This window comes from Butyricimonas muris (assembly GCF_046365375.1).
Lineage (GTDB): Bacteria > Bacteroidota > Bacteroidia > Bacteroidales > Marinifilaceae > Butyricimonas > Butyricimonas muris.
Window position 1 is genome coordinate 22,900 of sequence record NZ_JBKEIT010000008.1, and the last position, 16,786, is coordinate 39,685.

15 protein-coding genes are annotated in these 16,786 nt (G+C 39.6%); 2 read left to right on the top strand and 13 right to left on the bottom strand.

The window, feature by feature from the left end; genetic code table 11:
- Positions 1 to 70 precede the first annotated feature (70 nt).
- From mnmG to ACK8P8_RS13850, 13 genes are all read right to left on the bottom strand, one after another.
- Positions 71 to 1,954, bottom strand: a complete 1,884-nt coding sequence (gene mnmG / locus ACK8P8_RS13790) for a tRNA uridine-5-carboxymethylaminomethyl(34) synthesis enzyme MnmG (RefSeq protein WP_369860422.1) — start codon at positions 1,952 to 1,954, stop codon at positions 71 to 73.
- Between the two features lies 1 nt (position 1,955).
- A complete protein-coding gene (ybeY, locus tag ACK8P8_RS13795) occupies positions 1,956 to 2,384 on the bottom strand; it encodes an rRNA maturation RNase YbeY (protein ID WP_227217580.1) in 429 nt (142 codons plus the stop codon).
- 9 nt (positions 2,385 to 2,393) lie between these two features.
- Positions 2,394 to 2,792, bottom strand: a complete 399-nt coding sequence (locus ACK8P8_RS13800; RefSeq protein ID WP_099291375.1) for an ATP-binding protein — start codon at positions 2,790 to 2,792, stop codon at positions 2,394 to 2,396.
- Between the two features lie 181 nt (positions 2,793 to 2,973).
- Positions 2,974 to 4,161, bottom strand: a complete 1,188-nt coding sequence (locus ACK8P8_RS13805) for a murein hydrolase activator EnvC family protein (protein ID WP_369860421.1) — start codon at positions 4,159 to 4,161, stop codon at positions 2,974 to 2,976.
- A gap of 1 nt (position 4,162) precedes the next feature.
- Complete coding sequence (lolB1, locus tag ACK8P8_RS13810) at positions 4,163 to 5,017, bottom strand: lipoprotein insertase outer membrane protein LolB1 (protein ID WP_099291377.1); 855 nt, start codon at positions 5,015 to 5,017, stop codon at positions 4,163 to 4,165.
- A complete protein-coding gene (locus tag ACK8P8_RS13815; RefSeq protein ID WP_303178103.1) occupies positions 5,007 to 6,743 on the bottom strand; it encodes a tetratricopeptide repeat protein in 1,737 nt (578 codons plus the stop codon). The genes lolB1 and ACK8P8_RS13815 overlap by 11 nt, the downstream gene beginning before the upstream one ends.
- Before the next feature lie 10 nt (positions 6,744 to 6,753).
- Positions 6,754 to 7,188 carry a dUTP diphosphatase gene (dut, locus tag ACK8P8_RS13820; protein WP_099291379.1) on the bottom strand — a complete coding sequence of 145 codons (435 nt, stop codon included), beginning with the start codon at positions 7,186 to 7,188 and terminating at the stop codon, positions 6,754 to 6,756.
- A gap of 64 nt (positions 7,189 to 7,252) precedes the next feature.
- Positions 7,253 to 8,734 carry a lipopolysaccharide biosynthesis protein gene (locus ACK8P8_RS13825; protein WP_369860420.1) on the bottom strand — a complete coding sequence of 494 codons (1,482 nt, stop codon included), beginning with the start codon at positions 8,732 to 8,734 and terminating at the stop codon, positions 7,253 to 7,255.
- Between the two features lie 696 nt (positions 8,735 to 9,430).
- Positions 9,431 to 9,895 (bottom strand): GNAT family N-acetyltransferase, encoded by a 465-nt coding sequence (locus ACK8P8_RS13830; RefSeq protein ID WP_369860419.1) that lies wholly within the window; start codon positions 9,893 to 9,895, stop codon positions 9,431 to 9,433.
- 85 nt (positions 9,896 to 9,980) lie between these two features.
- Positions 9,981 to 10,469 (bottom strand): D-glycero-beta-D-manno-heptose 1-phosphate adenylyltransferase, encoded by a 489-nt coding sequence (gene rfaE2 / locus ACK8P8_RS13835; protein ID WP_369860418.1) that lies wholly within the window; start codon positions 10,467 to 10,469, stop codon positions 9,981 to 9,983.
- Between the two features lie 7 nt (positions 10,470 to 10,476).
- A complete protein-coding gene (gene panD, locus ACK8P8_RS13840; RefSeq protein ID WP_099291383.1) occupies positions 10,477 to 10,827 on the bottom strand; it encodes an aspartate 1-decarboxylase in 351 nt (116 codons plus the stop codon).
- Positions 10,828 to 10,850: 23 nt separating this feature from the next.
- The gene (gene panC / locus ACK8P8_RS13845) at positions 10,851 to 11,690 is read right to left on the bottom strand and encodes a pantoate--beta-alanine ligase (protein ID WP_369860417.1); all 840 of its coding nucleotides are present in this window, start codon (positions 11,688 to 11,690) and stop codon (positions 10,851 to 10,853) included.
- 84 nt (positions 11,691 to 11,774) lie between these two features.
- Complete coding sequence (locus tag ACK8P8_RS13850) at positions 11,775 to 12,254, bottom strand: arginine repressor (protein ID WP_099291385.1); 480 nt, start codon at positions 12,252 to 12,254, stop codon at positions 11,775 to 11,777.
- A 169-nt stretch (positions 12,255 to 12,423) separates the two neighbouring features.
- On the opposite strand from ACK8P8_RS13850, the gene carA reads away from it, so the two are divergent.
- Both carA and carB read left to right on the top strand, forming a co-directional pair.
- Complete coding sequence (gene carA, locus ACK8P8_RS13855; protein ID WP_369860416.1) at positions 12,424 to 13,512, top strand: glutamine-hydrolyzing carbamoyl-phosphate synthase small subunit; 1,089 nt, start codon at positions 12,424 to 12,426, stop codon at positions 13,510 to 13,512.
- Positions 13,513 to 13,568: 56 nt separating this feature from the next.
- On the top strand, positions 13,569 to 16,781 hold the full coding sequence (carB, locus tag ACK8P8_RS13860) for a carbamoyl-phosphate synthase (glutamine-hydrolyzing) large subunit (RefSeq protein WP_369860415.1): 3,213 nt from the start codon (positions 13,569 to 13,571) through the stop codon (positions 16,779 to 16,781).
- The last annotated feature ends 5 nt before the right edge of the window (positions 16,782 to 16,786 follow it).

Here is a 16,786-nt window from a genome sequence, read left to right on the forward strand (position 1 = left end):
AGTTTTCATGTATCTATATTACAAGGTACCCTTCGCACCATTTTGAAATGTTCCACGTGAAACATTTCAGTTATCTTCCCATTAAAATCAATAAAACATTAATGTCCGAAGGCGATACTCCGGTTATACGTGACGCTTGTCCTATTGTTTTCGGTTTGATTTTAGTCAACTTTTGACGAGCTTCATACGATAGAGAATTTATCTCCATGTAATCAAATTTATTCTCGATGACTAAATTTTCCAATCGATTCAATTTATCGGCAATTAATTTTTCACGTTCTATATACCCCGAATATTTAATCAAAACTTCAGCCGCCTCAATAATTTCTTCTCGAATAGAATTATCAAAAATAAATTCTTTCAATGAAGGAATATAATCCACTATTTTAGGAATCGTTATTTGAGGACGAGAAATGATATCAATCAATTTCAATTTTTGACGAATAGGTGAAGAACCGAATAGTTCCAACACGGAATTTATTTCATCCGGAGAAATACTGAAATTGGAAATAAAGTCTATTAACCTGTCCCGCTTTAAAATTTTGTCTTCAAAAATAGAGTAACGATCTTCCTTAACCAAACCTATAGAATATCCCAAGGGAGTCAATCTGACATCGGCATCGTCTTGTCGCAATAAAATACGATATTCGGCACGAGAGGTAAACATACGATAAGGTTCATCCACTCCTTTTGTCACCAAATCATCAATTAATACACCTATATAAGCTTGATCCCGATTTAATACAAAATCTCTATTCTCATGTAAAGAAAGATGCGCGTTAATCCCAGCCATCAAACCTTGAGCGGCGGCTTCTTCATAGCCGGTCGTTCCGTTAATTTGCCCCGCAAAATAAAGTCCCTTAATCAACTTCGTTTCCAAAGTCGGGTACAATTGTGTCGGTTGAAAAAAATCATACTCAATCGCGTAACCCGGACGATATATTTTTACATTTTCAAAACCTTCAACTTTTCGAAGCGCCCTTAATTGTATATCCCAAGGTAAAGAAGAAGAAAACCCGTTCAAATAATATTCCGTAGTCCTCTCCCCTTCCGGTTCCAAAAATAAATGATGACTATCCCTATCGGAAAAAGTATCTAACTTAGTTTCGATACTCGGGCAATAACGAGGGCCTATACTCTTGATAGTCCCGTTAAAAAGGGGGCTATCGTCAAAACCTTCACGCAATATATCGTGAACCTCTTTATTCGTGTAAGCGATATAGCAAGGTCGTTTCTCGAGTGAATTTGTATACGCGAAACTCAGAAAAGAGAATTTATGAAAATCATTATCCCCGTCCTGTCTGGTCAATTTAGAGAAATCGATACTTCTACCATCAATACGAACAGGTGTTCCCGTTTTCATACGTCCCACGGTAAAACCATGATCAAACAATTGCTCGGACAATCCATGAGAAGCAGGTTCAGAAATACGACCACCGGGAAAAGTTACCCGACCGATATGCATCAGACCATTTAAAAATGTTCCATTCGTGAGCACTACACGAGGAGCTGAAAAGGAAACACCCAATTGAGTCTTCACCCCTGCCACTTTCCCATCATCCAAAATCAATTCAATAACATCATCCTGCCAAAGATCGAGATTATCGGTATGTTCTACAATATCCCTCCACTCGGAAGAAAATACCATACGATCACATTGAGATCGCGGACTCCACATAGCAGGTCCTTTGGAAAGGTTCAACATTCTGAATTGAATTGTACTTCTATCCGTTACGATACCTGAATATCCACCCAACGCATCTATTTCTCTGACAATCTGACCTTTAGCAATACCACCCATTGCCGGATTACAAGACATTTGCGCTATCTTGTTCATATCCAAAGTGATAAGTAAAGTTTTTGATCCGAGATTAGCTGCCGCACAAGCTGCCTCACAACCGGCATGACCAGCTCCCACTACAATAACATCATATTCAGGTAACAACTGCGACATATCAAAGTGTTTTAAGCAATTCTAAGCAATGATTTTCATTTTGACGCATCTCTTGCGCGTCATTATCCGATTTATCTTTAAAACCTATTAAATGAAGCACAGAATGAACTATCACTCTATGCAATTCTTCTTCATAGGCCGCACCGAATTCCAAAGCATTGGATTGAACCGTGTCCAGACTTATAAATACATCACCGGAAAGTACTTTCCCTTCCCTGTAATCAAACGTGATTACATCAGTATAGTAATCATGATTCAAATACTTTCTATTCACGTCCAGTATATAATCATCATTACAAAAAATAAAAGAGATAGTACCCAATTTCAATGAATAATCTTCAGCAACAAGTTGAAGCCATTGAGTCACCCTCTCTTTTGAGAAAAAAGCAGGAAATTCACATTCCTCGTTGAAAAAAAAAATCTCACTCATCTAATCCATTCATAAATTGAAAACCATGATCACTTTGGATCCTCCGTCTTCAAATATCAAATCGTCAGAAAGCGTTTTCATCAGGTAAAGTCCTCTCCCGGCATCTTTTTCAATATTATCGGGCAAAGTAGGATCAGGTATATATGAATAATCAAAACCTTCGCCTTCATCCTTTACAGCAACGAACAAACGCTTATCTTCCTCATGAACTATGAATTTCACATGTTTCATAGGATCCAATTTATTACCGTAAAGAATAGCGTTATTTACGGCTTCAATGACGCATAAACTTATTTTGCCAAACACGTCCGGTTCAACATTATAAACGTCCGAAAAATAATCGATAAAATTCTCAACTTTAACGATATTGCCAATTTCCGAGGCAATTGAAAATTCCAGTTTGTCCATGCTTTCTACAGTTAATATCTAAAATCTTAGACAAAATCATAAACTAAATAACTCCTATTAATTATTAAACCAAACATACGTAAACGTATCCAAAATACCCCACTAACTACAGTTTAGCGAATGTAAGCAAAATATTTCTAATTATCAACTCCGATAAATATAAAAATTTTATATCCATAATTTACCACGGCGTTAACCACAATTGTGGGTCCATATTATCCTTATCTTTCCATACCTGAAAATTTAGTGTACTGTTTTCCCCGCTACTTGCCAACTTACCAATTTTCTGTTTCACGTTCACGGTGGCGCCCTTCTTTATAAAGATCTCCACCAAATTTGAATATACCGTCAGATAATTTCCATGGCGCACAATAACAACATTATTATCCCCCGGAATAAACATTATTTCAGTTACCACACCTTTGAATACCGCTCTCACATCAGCATTACGCGATGTAGTAATTGTAATTCCCGCGTTATTTAACTTCACCTGTTTGAACACCGGATGTATATTCACCCCGAATTTTTCGGAAACAAACCCTTGTTCAACAGGCCAAGGTAACTTTCCTTTGTTTTTAGCGAAATCGTCGGAAATAAGTTTCTCTTCCGGTGTTAATTTATAGTTAGAATTTTTACTCCCAGACTTTTTCGCTTGAGCAGCAATAAGTTTCTCCAATTCTTTTTTAAACCGTTCCCGGTTTTTAATCTCGATATTCAGTTTTCGTAGAATCTCTTTCTCTTTTTTCTTGAGTTCCCCGACGTATTTATTAGCTTGATTCTGTTCCTTGATTAACTCGTTGTTCTGGGCAGATATTTTAGATTGCGTCGCGTTCTTCAACGCCATCAATTCAGTAAGTTGATTATTGATCGAAGTCAACGAATCATTCGTTTGTTTTATTCTCTCTAACTGACGTTTGGAATAATCCTGTACCTGCTCGAAATATTTATATCGAGCATAGGCTTGAGTAAAACTGGAAGAAGAGAATATATATACCAACTTATCGGATGTATTTCTTTTTTTCCAAGTTTCGTAAACCATTTTAGCATAGAAATCCAACATTTGTTGCTTACTCGCTTCCAGATCAGATTTAACGTACTCGTTGCTCGATATTTGTTTCTCTATATATTTAACTTCATTCGTGAGGGATTGGATCATTTCCTTTCCCTTTACAATTTTCTGGTTAATAATCGTGATTTTCTGAATAGTAGCCGATTGATCATTACGAGCGTTATCCAATAATTTGTTTAGGTAAGCAATTTCTTTTTCGGTCTTCGCATTTTTCTTTTTAATCGCCTCTATAGATTGCGTGTAAGCAACCGTAAAGGTGAAGAAAAAGATTAAAATCAATATGACGCGAAAAACATTCATGTTAATACATCCGTTTATATTTGCTCGATATTTTAAAGTTAGATGATACTTCAACATCAAATTCCACACGGCTGAAATCCAGTTGGACTTCCCAGTTGTCATCATCGGTAAAGATATTAAAAACTATCCGTTCAGGAAAAACTTTCCCTTCAAAATCTTTAATATTCTTGTACTTAACACTCATCCCTACTCTTTCTTCCATATCCTCGATAGACACCAGACAAGGTCTGAAACAATCAGGATTTATATGTATTTTCTGCAAGATCAAGGAAAATTCTTTGTTTTTCCTCTTTTTCTTGTATAATTTCTTCAACTTTCTACCGATTGCTTTCTCCTCCAAAGTGTACAAAACATAGTCATTACCGGACTTATCAAATTTGAATCGCTTATTTCTATCCATTTCGGTAGTACAGGATTCAAAATCAAAGAAACGGTTTGTCAACATTCGCTGAAAACAGTCGTAAGTAAAACCGACATCGAAACGCTCTATAAAATAGTTATAATCCGATACAAAATACTTTTTATCTCTCGGACTGATAAACTTCACGCTATCGGGAGTCAATAAAATTCGTGCAACCTCGATCCCCATCGGGGCAGTCACCGATACCCAGATAAAACTATCCCTTTGAATACGCATCATAGCTTTCAAACTATGGGATTTCTTTTTCTCCTTTAACGTCAAATCTATTTTCTTGGCATATATAGTATTATAGTCCAATTCGTTGAAATAAACATTTCTAAGTAATCTTCCTTCAGTTATATTCGGTAATTCTCGTTTAACTTCAACTACTTTTTTAACAGACTTACACGACACTAATAAGATCAAAACCAAAATAAAAATAAAACTATTCCTCATGCTCTACCGATAAACCATTCACTATTTTATTTTTCAAATTATCACTAATATCATCACCCAATTCCAATGCTTTTTTCCACATTTTCAATGCTTCCTCCTTATCACCATTCATGTAAAGAATATCACCGTAATGCTCGTACAACACTCCGCTAGGCTTTTCCGTGTTTTCTATGGCAGAACGCATATAAAAACGTGCCAAAGAATAATTTTTAAGTTTAAAAAGTACCCAAGCATAAGTATCCAAGAAAGTAGCGTTATTAGGATCAGCACTCAACGCCGTTGAAATCATTTTTTCAGCCTGATTCAAACGCTCATTTCTTAAAGAAAGATAATAACTGTAGTTATTCAAAGTCATTATATCATTCGGATTGATAGCTATCGCACTATCAAACATGGAAAAAGCGATTTCTATACTATCTTGCTTGTAATAACATTCACCCAAATAAGCGTACAATTGAGATTTTATAAAAGATTTATCCGGGGCCAATTCAAGCCCTTTCTGAAGATATCCCGTTGCTTTTGCGTAATTTCCTTCAATCAACATAGGTAAACTTATCATCATATAAGGGAGCGGCTCGTTCGGGAAATAATTCAAACACTCCAACCCTTCACTTTTCATAGCTGCCGTATCACCCAATTGGTTGGATAAAAGCATTAATTCCTCCCAAACCAGATAATTATTCTTCTCTTTAGAGATAATAAATTCGAGTTCTTTCTTACATTCCTCCAATTTATTTTCTCTCTTTAAAAAATCAGCATTCAAAGTTCTTACACTGAGATCACCCGGATATTTCTCCAATAATAATTGAACATACCTGTAAATATGATCGGTCGATAAACTTAAATCCGCTTGATTAACAAGTAATTTCAATAAATATTGAACTTTCAAGTTGTTGTCTATATTATCATTCGCCAACGCGGGACGAATATACTTTTCCGTGTTCAGAGAATCTTTTTTGGTTCGATAATAATCAGCCAAATAAAATTGAACGAAACCGTTATCGGGATAATCTTTCACAATCCTATTCAAGAGTTGTAATCCTTTTTTCTCCTGATTGTGTGACAAATACAACTCCGCCAATAATCCCAAATAATCAGTATTCTCCGGGTATTTTTTAATCAATTTCATGATCTCGGAAGAAGCTCTCTTCACGTTATCCATTTTGGAATACAATTTGGCTTTTTCTATTATTGCGGGTTCATTTACTCCGAATTGTTTCTCGTATCTATTCAAAACCTCTATCGCTTTCTCCCATTTTTCAGTCGAGGTATAAAGATCAACTTGAATAATATAAAAATCTTCTCTTTCAGGATGTTTGGCGATTAGTTCATCATATACCTTACAGGCTTCTTCAATCATTGATTTTTTCTGCAAGATATTCGCCAACAAAAGATTGTACCAAATATTATCGGGTTCGAGCTGAACCGCTTCACGCATCAACTGAAGAGGAAGGTTTAAATCTTCACCCAAAGAAAGTATACTGGATATTTCGTAACGCACTGCGGCACTTCGGTTATAAATTTTCATGCATTGGTCGAAATAAGTCAAAGACGACTTCAAATCACCCAATATTTTAAACCGGACTCCTTCCATGAAAGCATAGTCAAACTGCACTTTAGCTTCACCTTCTAAAGTTGGTTCAACTGCTTTCTTTTTATCTGCAAATACTTGAATGGCACATAAAAGAAACAGAATAACAAATAACGATTTAACTAATTTGTTCATTCTAAATTGTTTATTTTTTACCCGTGTGACCGAAGCCTCCCTCTCCTCTTTCCGTGTCGTTCAAAGTCTCCACTTCAATCAATTCAGCCTGTTCGACTTTATTAATCACCATTTGGCAAATCCGTTCACCATCATTGATTTGTGTAACTTCGTGTGATAAATTAACCAAAATAACACCAATCTCTCCCCTGTAATCGGCATCTATCGTTCCCGGTGTATTCAACAAAGTAATCCCTTCGTTTAAAGCCAACCCGCTTCTCGGACGCATTTGAGCCTCGTAGCCCTCGGGCAATTCAATAAATAACCCGGTAGGAATCAACTTTCTTTCCAACGATTTCAACATAACCGGAGCATCCAAATTTGCCCGAATATCCATTCCCGCCGATGATTTTGTCTTGTATTCCGGAAGCGCGTGCTTCGACTTATTCACGATCTTTATTTTCATTTCTCTCTATTACTTTGATAGTTAGTTATACAACAACTTATTTGTATAAATCGTGCTAAGATAGCTATTTTTTATGAATTAACTTGTACATAAAATCTTTTGTCAATAAAAAACTCATCTCTCTTTTCACGAAGATATAAACGAAGAGTATAAATAACGGCAAACGAACTAAACAAGTTACCAAATCCCCGTCAAATTTAATCATTCGCCCTGCAAAATAAAACACCAGACAAATAACGAAATAGAAAAGAATTTTCGGTATATCATAATTAATCTTGTAAAAATGTCTTCCCAGAATAAACGAAAGTATAGTCATTACCAAAAAACAAGTAAACACGGAATAAGCGGAAGCCATAAAACCGATTTTAGGCAAGAAAATAACATTACCGGCAATGGTTATCACGCATCCCGCGATAGCCATGTACGCGCCGTATATCGTTTTATCAGTCAATTTATACCACAAGGAAAGTGAATAATACATACCTTGGAAGAGATTTGCCATGAGAACCCACGGCACGATAGCCAATCCCTCGAAATAAGTCGATTTCACGAAATATTTCAAAAGATCAAGATTGAACATGACCCCCAAGAATATCATCAAACCAAACCCGGTAAAATAGAGTAAAACATCCTCGTACACTTTTTTTGAGTCAGAGTTTTTGGAATAATTAAAAAAGAAAGGTTCAAAAGCGAAACGGAATCCTTGGGTAAATATATACATGATTAAGGCAAGCTTATAGTTTGCCCCGTAGATCCCGGTCATCGCCATGCTGGTAGCTTCATCTTCCAAAAGCTTTGGCATCAATATTTTATCACCTTGCAAATTAATAATTCCCGCTAAACTCACGATTAGAATCGGGTAAGAATACTTCAATATATCTTTCAATAAAGAGAAAGAAAAAACAAACTTAAACTTCAATATATAAGGAAGCAACATAAGCAGCGTTACAACCGAAGCCAACAGGTAAGAGATGAAAACGTAGATAACCCCTCCCTCCGGGTTATAAAAGGGAACATGTATTCCTTGCTTTTCGAGATAAGGACACAATAACAAGAAAAACAAATTCGAACCTACATTGATTCCTATATTCACTAACTTAATGATTCCGAAACGAATAGGACGGCTATCCAAACGGAGCAAAGCGAAAGGCAAAGTAGTAATCACGTCGATAGCCAATGTCACGGCTAATAGAGAGATGTAAATCGGATAATCTTCAACTTCCAATAAAACAGAAAGTTGAGGAAGAAAAGAAAAACAAAGAACAAGAAAAAGTATGGAAGTAAAGCTCAAAGAAGTCAATAGAGTGGAGAAAACTCTATCCTTACCGTCTTTCGTGGCGAACCTGAAAAAACCGGTTTCCGTACCATACGTCAACAGCACCATTAAAATAGAAGTGTACGCCATTAGATTGACTACTATCCCGTACTCGTCTGCAATAAATACTCTCGTGTACAAAGGCACCAGCAACCAATTTATAAATCGTCCGATAATTGTCGTGAAACCGTATATCACGGTTTCTCCCATTAGTTTTTTCAGTGGGTTCATATTTTTTCTACTTTTGCTTCAAGTTCATTGAAGTGACAAAAGTAAGAAGTTCTCAACAACAATATCATATATATATTATCTTTTATTTTTTTTAAAAAGAATATGAAGATGATTATAGGCTGTGAGTAATTGTGATAAAATAAATGGATTTCTCTTGTTTTTGTAGTTATTATTTGTTGGTTTGAAGGTTACTCACAATGTATGTATTGATTATGTACTGATAATCAAAATTGTTTTTGAGTTATCCACAATTGTTAGTAATAATGATTCGGAAAAAGTATTTTGTGAAATGATAGAAAACTGATGTTAGTAATTTGTAGAAACAAGCAGGGTTAATTTAAAAAACTATTCTTGGATTTTTGATTTCAATTATTACTTGCTTCTCTTTTCGTGAAATGCAAATGAAGTTATTCTTTTTAGTTCTTTTTTTATTCACAGTTACTAACGGGGATACTAACAAATAAATGTCTATATATTCATATATCGGTTTATAGAATGAGCATGTAGGATTTATAGCTGAATATAGTATTACTTCGGTATCACTTCCACATCACTTCCGTGTAAAACGCTATTAGTTCCCTATTAAAGCGCTATTAAAACCCTATACTACAATAGCGTTTTAATAGGATTACAATAGAGTATAAAAAACTTTATATGTACTACTGAACCGGAAGTGATGCCTTATTGCAGACGGATTCACTTGCGTTTTGGGTATAAATACTCCATTTTATACATATCAAATCCTTTAGCCCAATAATCTTTTTTGATTTCTTTTAGTTCAAATCCTTGTTTTTCATAGAATTGATAAGCTACTTGCGAAGTTCTGACGGTTATTTTTTGAACGCTTTTGATGGATTCAAGTTTTTCGATTCTATATTCAAGTAATCTGGTTCCCAGTGATTTTCCTTGGTATTCCGGGTGTAAAATGTCCCAACTGATTTTTCCTATCGTTTTATTCTCGGCAAAATTAATTCCACCGCATCCTACAATTTTTTCATTAAAGAGTAGAACGTAATAGAGTTCTCTTTCATTATCCAAGTAATTGCTAAAATCATCCTCTTCCTCCGGTGCGAAGTATTCGGGCGTGTTTAACCTGATTAGATTCATCACGGAACTTTTGTCTATTGATTTGTATTCCCGGATTGTAATCGAATTATTCATTGTGTTTTAAGGTTTAACTGATAAAAAAAGGATGTATCTCGAGATACATCCTCCTGTAAGGAATAGTTGATAACGAGCAACTATTTTATTTCATTTTCTCTATCAGGGAAGTGGTGGAGTAACCTTCCACGAAATCTATGGTAACTACTTCTCCCCCTTTGGCTTTCACTATGTCGTACCCGACGATGTCTTCCGGGCGGTAGTCCCCTCCTTTTACCAATACGTCCGGTTGTACCATTTTTATTAAATCGTAAGGGGTGTCGGTATCGAAGAAGATGACTTGGTCAACGAAAATCAATGAAGCTAACGCTAAAGCCCGGGCATTTTCATCGTTCACGGGACGGGAATCGCCTTTCAATCTTTTTACTGAACTGTCGGTATTTAAACCGATAATAAGTTTAGTTCCTAAAGAAGCGGCTTTTGCCAAGTATTCGATGTGTCCTTTATGCAGGATGTCGAAGCAGCCGTTGGTGAAGACGATTTTGTCGTTTCTGTATCTCCACATGTTGATGGTTCTGGAGGCTTCTTCTGGCGTGTGAGCTATTTTTTTCTCTATGTAAGGTAAAAAGTCCATTGGCGTGTCAGATTAGTTTGTTTGTAGCCGTGTCGGGGAATACGAGAACGGGTTTGTGTGATTTGGCTTCTTCGAAATCCATGGAGGCGTAAGAGATGATGATTATCACGTCGCCCACGGCGCATTTGCGTGCAGCCGGTCCGTTCAAGCAGATAATACCCGAGTTTCTTTCACCTTTGATGATATAGGTATCTAATCTCTCGCCGTTGTTGACGTTCACGATTTGAACTTTCTCGTTCTCTATCATGTTGGCGGCTTCCAGAAGAGCCTCGTCAATAGTGATACTACCCACGTACTGGAGGTTGGCTTCAGTAACGGTAACTTTGTGAAGTTTAGATTTTACTACTTCTATAAACATCTTCGTGTCAGTTTGATATACGTTTAAAATACAATATTATCAATCAGTCGGATTTTACCGGCGTATACTGCCACGCAACCGACTTTCACGTTGTTCTCTTTCCAATCCCGGATGGTTTTTAATTCGGTGTCATCCACGATTTCGAAATATTCGATTTCAAGGTAGGGGTTTTTGTTGATTTCTTCCGTTACCCATTGTTTTAATTCATCGACGCTCATTTCGGAAGTTAGTTTAGTGGCTTCTTGAAGAACGGCATGGATGTGAGGCGCGTTTTTCCGGTATTCCGGTTCCAGCAGGGTGTTGCGGGAACTCATGGCAAGCCCGTCTGCCTCGCGGATGATGGGGCAAGGTACGATTTCTAAATTATAGTGCAGTTGTTTTACCATATTTTTAATCACGGCTACCTGCTGGAAGTCTTTCATCCCGAAATAAGCCCGGTGGGGTTGAACGGCATCGAATAATTTGCTGACGATTTGTCCCACGCCGTTGAAGTGTCCCGGGCGTTTGGCTCCTTCCATGACGCTCTCGACGTACCCGAAGTTGAATACCCGGGTATCTTCCTCGGGATACATTTCCTCGACGCTGGGAGCGAATACGTAGTCACATCCGTTTTTTTCGAGTAAAGCGACATCTTTATCCAAGGTACGCGGGTAACGTTTGAGGTCTTCTTTATCGTTGAACTGCGTGGGATTGACAAACACGCTGACAACAGCCACGTCGTTTCCTTTTTTACATGCTTTTACCAGAGAGATATGTCCCTCGTGAAGTGCACCCATTGTAGGTACGAGTCCCACCGTTTTCCCTTCTTGTTTCAGCTTCTCTATCGTGGTGGTTAATTCCGCTTTCTTTGTAATAATATTCATGATTATAATCTTGAAAATACGGGGTGCAAGTTTACAAACTATTTTCGAGATAATACCATATTGAAAGTTGAAAATTCAAAATGATTACTTAAATAGCGAGTGAATATTAGGGTGTATGGAGGAAAGGGCGTCCAATAATTCCTTGTGGGTAACGCCTTCCCGCATCACGATTAAAACGGTGTCATCGCCCCCGATGGTGCCTAAAACTTCAAAATAGTTCTCGTTGTCGATTAAAACGGTAACAGCTTTGGCATAACCGGGAAGGGTTTTCATGACGGCGATGTTGCCGGAAAAATCGATACTTGAAATGGAATCCGTGACGATAGCTGATGCTTTTTCGTCAGCCTGTTCGTTCTGGATGCTTTCCGGTATGATGTAAATGTAACCTTTGTCCTTGTGAGGTATTTTTGCCACTCTCATGAATTTCAAGTCACGCGACAGGGTGCTTTGAGTTGCTTCCACGCCCAGTTCTTTCAGTCTGAACAGTAGTTCTTCCTGTGAACATATTTGCTCGTTCTCGATGAGCTTTCTAATAGATAACAAGCGCTTTGTTTTATTTCTCATAGGTGTTAATATTACGCCCTACAAAACTAATCAAAAATGTTTGATTTTCAATGGATGAATATATTTACGCATAATTATTTATCGAAACACATAAATATTCTTTGTAGTGTCGATTATTAGTTCTATTTTCGCGTATAATTACATATAATCTTTAGTTGATAGAATAAATATGCAGAAATTAAAGAAAGCTCGTCTGGTTCTGGAAGACGGGACGGTTTATGAAGGAACTTCCTTTGGTTACGAGAAATCGGTGTCCGGGGAAGTTGTTTTTTATACGGCAATGACGGGGTATCCCGAGAGTTTGACGGACCCTTCCTACAAGGGGCAAATACTGGTTCCCACTTACCCGATGATAGGGAATTACGGGGTCCCAGTGGATGATGAACGGGACGGGATATCGAAGTTTTTCGAGTCGGACAGGATTCATTGCAAGGCGTTGGTGATTTCCGATTATTCTTCCCGGTACAGTCATTGGAATTCACAAAAAAGCCTCGGAGATTGGTTGAAAGAACAACAGATTCCGGGGCTTTTTGGTATAGATACCCGGGCTTTGACGCAGAAGTTGAGGGATAACGGTGCGATGGTGGGGAAAATTTTGTTTGACGATGAGGACGTGCCTTTCTACGACCCGAATAAGGATAATATCGTGGCTGAGGTTTCTACCAAAAAGATTATGGAGTACGGGAACGGGAAGTATAAAGTGATGTTGGTGGATTGCGGGGTGAAGAATAATATTCTGCGATGTTTATTGAAACGTGACGTGACGGTGAAGCGGGTGCCGTGGAATTACGATTTCACGAGGGAGAAGTATGACGGGCTTTTCCTTTCCAACGGACCCGGTGACCCGGCGATGTGCGTCGAAACTATCGAACATATACGGAAGGCCTTGAAAGGGAATATCCCGATTATGGGGATTTGCCTTGGAAACCAATTGATGGCGAGAGCGGCAGGAGCTTCGACCTATAAATTGAAGTACGGGCATCGAAGCCATAATCAACCGGTGATGAAACCTGGGGGAACGCGTTGTTATATAACTTCACAGAATCACGGGTTTGCCATTGACGAGAAGACTCTTCCGGCAGAATGGGAACCGTTTTTCGTGAACGTGAATGACGGTACGAACGAGGGAATACGGCACAAGAAAAAGCCGTTCTTTTCCGCGCAATTTCACCCGGAAGCGTCGAGCGGTCCGGTAGACACGGAGTTTTTATTCGATGATTTCATCGCCTCGATGAAACAATTGAAAATGGAAAGTTGAAAATTGAAAATGATGAAATTTTTCAATCTAAAATCTAAAATTTAAAATCAATAAATATGAAGAAGGTTTTGCTTCTAGGTTCGGGAGCGTTAAAGATAGGGGAAGCGGGGGAATTTGATTATTCGGGTTCGCAGGCGTTGAAGGCACTGCGGGAAGAGGGTATTTATAGCGTGTTGATTAACCCGAATATTGCCACGGTGCAGACTTCCGAGGGAGTGGCAGATAAGATATATTATTTGCCGGTTACTCCCGAATTCGTGGAAGAGGTGATTAAGAAGGAGCGTCCGGAAGGGATACTGCTTTCTTTCGGCGGGCAGACGGCATTGAATTGTGGGGTGGAGTTGTACAAATCCGGGGTATTGGAAAAATATAATGTACAGGTGTTGGGGACACCCGTGCAGGCGATTATAGACACGGAAGACAGGGAAATATTTGCCGGAAAACTAGCTGAGATTGACGTGAGAACACCGAGAAGTATTGCCGCCAATAACATGGAAGAGGCTTTCGCGGCGGTGGATAAGTTGGGATTCCCCGTGATTATCCGGGCTGCCTACACGTTGGGCGGTTTGGGTTCCGGTTTCTGCTCGGACAAAGAAGAGTTGGAACGTCTGGCTTCCAGTGCGTTTTCCTATTCGCCGCAGATTCTCGTGGAAGAGTCTTTGAAAGGCTGGAAAGAGGTGGAATACGAGGTTGTTCGGGATAAGTATGACAATTGCATCACGGTGTGTAATATGGAGAATTTCGACCCTCTTGGAATACACACGGGCGAGAGTATCGTGGTAGCTCCCTCGCAGACGTTGAGTAACAGTGAATACCATAAACTGAGGTCAATCGCTATCAAGATTATCCGTCATATCGGGATAGTGGGAGAGTGTAACGTGCAATATGCCTTGGACCCCCATTCGGAGGATTACAGGGTGATAGAGGTGAACGCGCGTCTTTCCCGTTCCAGCGCTTTGGCTTCAAAGGCAACGGGATACCCGTTGGCATTCGTGGCGGCGAAATTAGGTATGGGCTACGGGTTGCACGAGATTAAAAATTCTGTAACGAAGGTGACCACGGCTTGTTTTGAACCGGCGTTGGATTACGTGGTGTGCAAGATTCCCCGCTGGGATTTGAATAAATTCGAGGGGGTTTCCAAGGTGATAGGTTCCTCGATGAAGAGTGTCGGGGAGATTATGGCTATCGGTAGGACTTTTGAGGAGGCTATCCAGAAAGGGATTCGGATGATTGGGCAAGGGATGCACGGGTTCGTGGGTAATGTGCTTAAATCGAGAGATATAGATGAGGAGTTGGCGAACCCGACGGATGCCAGAATATTCGCCATAGCTGGGGCTTTCGATAAAGGGTACAGCGTGCAGAAGATTCACGATTTGACAAAGATAGACCATTGGTTTTTGCAACGTTTGGAGAATATTCACTTGTTGAAAGAAGAGTTGTCAAAATTGAATGGCGAGGAGGAAATTAGCGCGGATTTATTGCGCGCGGCAAAGCAATACGGGTTTTCCGATTTTCAGATAGGTCGGTTGACGATTAAAAATACATCTCTTTCGCATCACGAGAAGATGTTGAAAGTGAGAGAATACCGTAAAAAACTGGGTATTTTGCCCGTCGTGAAGCAAATAGACACGCTGGCGGGGGAGTATCCTGCCATGACGAACTATCTTTATATCACGTACAATGGCTCTGAAAATGACGTGGCGTACGAGCGTGACGGTCGTTCGGTTATCGTGTTGGGGTCGGGAGCGTATCGTATCGGCAGTAGCGTGGAATTTGACTGGTGCGGGGTGAGTGCCTTGAACACGATTCGGAAAATGGGGTATCGCTCAGTCATGATTAATTACAATCCTGAAACGGTAAGCACGGATTACGATACCTGCGACCGCTTGTATTTCGATGAACTTTCCTTCGAGCGGGTAATGGATATTGTCGAATTGGAGGTGCCGAAGGGAGTGATTGTTTCCACGGGGGGACAGATACCGAATAATTTGGCGATGCGTTTGCACGGGCAGCACGTGAATATACTGGGTACTTCGCCCGAATCCATTGACAGGGCGGAAGACCGCCGGAAATTTTCATCCATGTGTGATGAACTGGGAATAGACCAGCCCCGGTGGAGCGAATTGACGAGCATAGAGGATATATACGCTTTCGTGGATAAGGTAGGCTTCCCCGTGTTGATTCGTCCTTCTTACGTGCTCTCGGGGGCTGCCATGAACGTGGTGTCGAATAAAGACGAGTTATTGCATTTCCTTGAGTTGGCGGTGGAAGTATCAAAAGAGCATCCCGTGGTAGTATCCGAGTTTATCGAGCAGGCGAAAGAGGTCGAGATTGACGCCGTGGCACAGGAAGGGGAGGTGAGAGCTTACGCTATCAGTGAACACGTGGAGTTTGCCGGTGTACATTCCGGTGACGCTACAATCGTGTTTCCCGCCCAGAAATTGTACGTGGAAACGATTCGCCGGATTAAAAAGATTGCCCGGTCGATAGCGAGGGAATTGAATATATCCGGCCCTTTCAATATGCAGTTTCTGGCGAAAGACAATGATATAAAAGTAATCGAGTGTAACTTGCGGGCTTCGAGGAGTTTCCCGTTCGTGTCGAAAGTCTTGAAATACAACTTTATTGACATGGCAACCCGGATTATGCTGGGGGAGAAAGTGGAGGCGTTGAACAAATCGGTTTTCGATTTGGATTACGTGGGAGTGAAGGCTTCTCAATTCTCGTTTGCCCGCCTGTTGAAAGCGGACCCCGTGTTGGGAGTGGATATGGCATCGACCGGGGAAGTCGGTTGCATCGGTGAGAATTATTACGAGGCAATATTGAAGAGTATGCTTTCCGTGGGACATCGTATCCCGAAGAAGAATATCCTGATTTCCTCGGGTCCCACGCGTTCCAAAGTAGAGTTGTTGAATTCTACCCGGATGCTGATAGAGAAAGGATTCACGATATATTCCACGGAAGGAACGGCTAAATTCTTCAAGGAAAATAATATCGACGTGAATATTCTTTACTGGCCGGATGAGGATAAGGAACCGAATATCATGGAATATTTGCATGACCGTAAGATAGACCTCGTGATTAATATCCCAAAGAATCACACGAAACGGGAGTTGGATAACGGGTATAAAATCCGTCGTGCTGCGGTGGATTATAATATCCCGCTAATCACGAATGCCCGTTTGGCAAGCGCGTTTATCTATGCAATCTGCAAAGTCAATCCTGACGAAATCGCTATCAAGAGTTGGGACGAATACGGGGAAAGCTGAGAGAT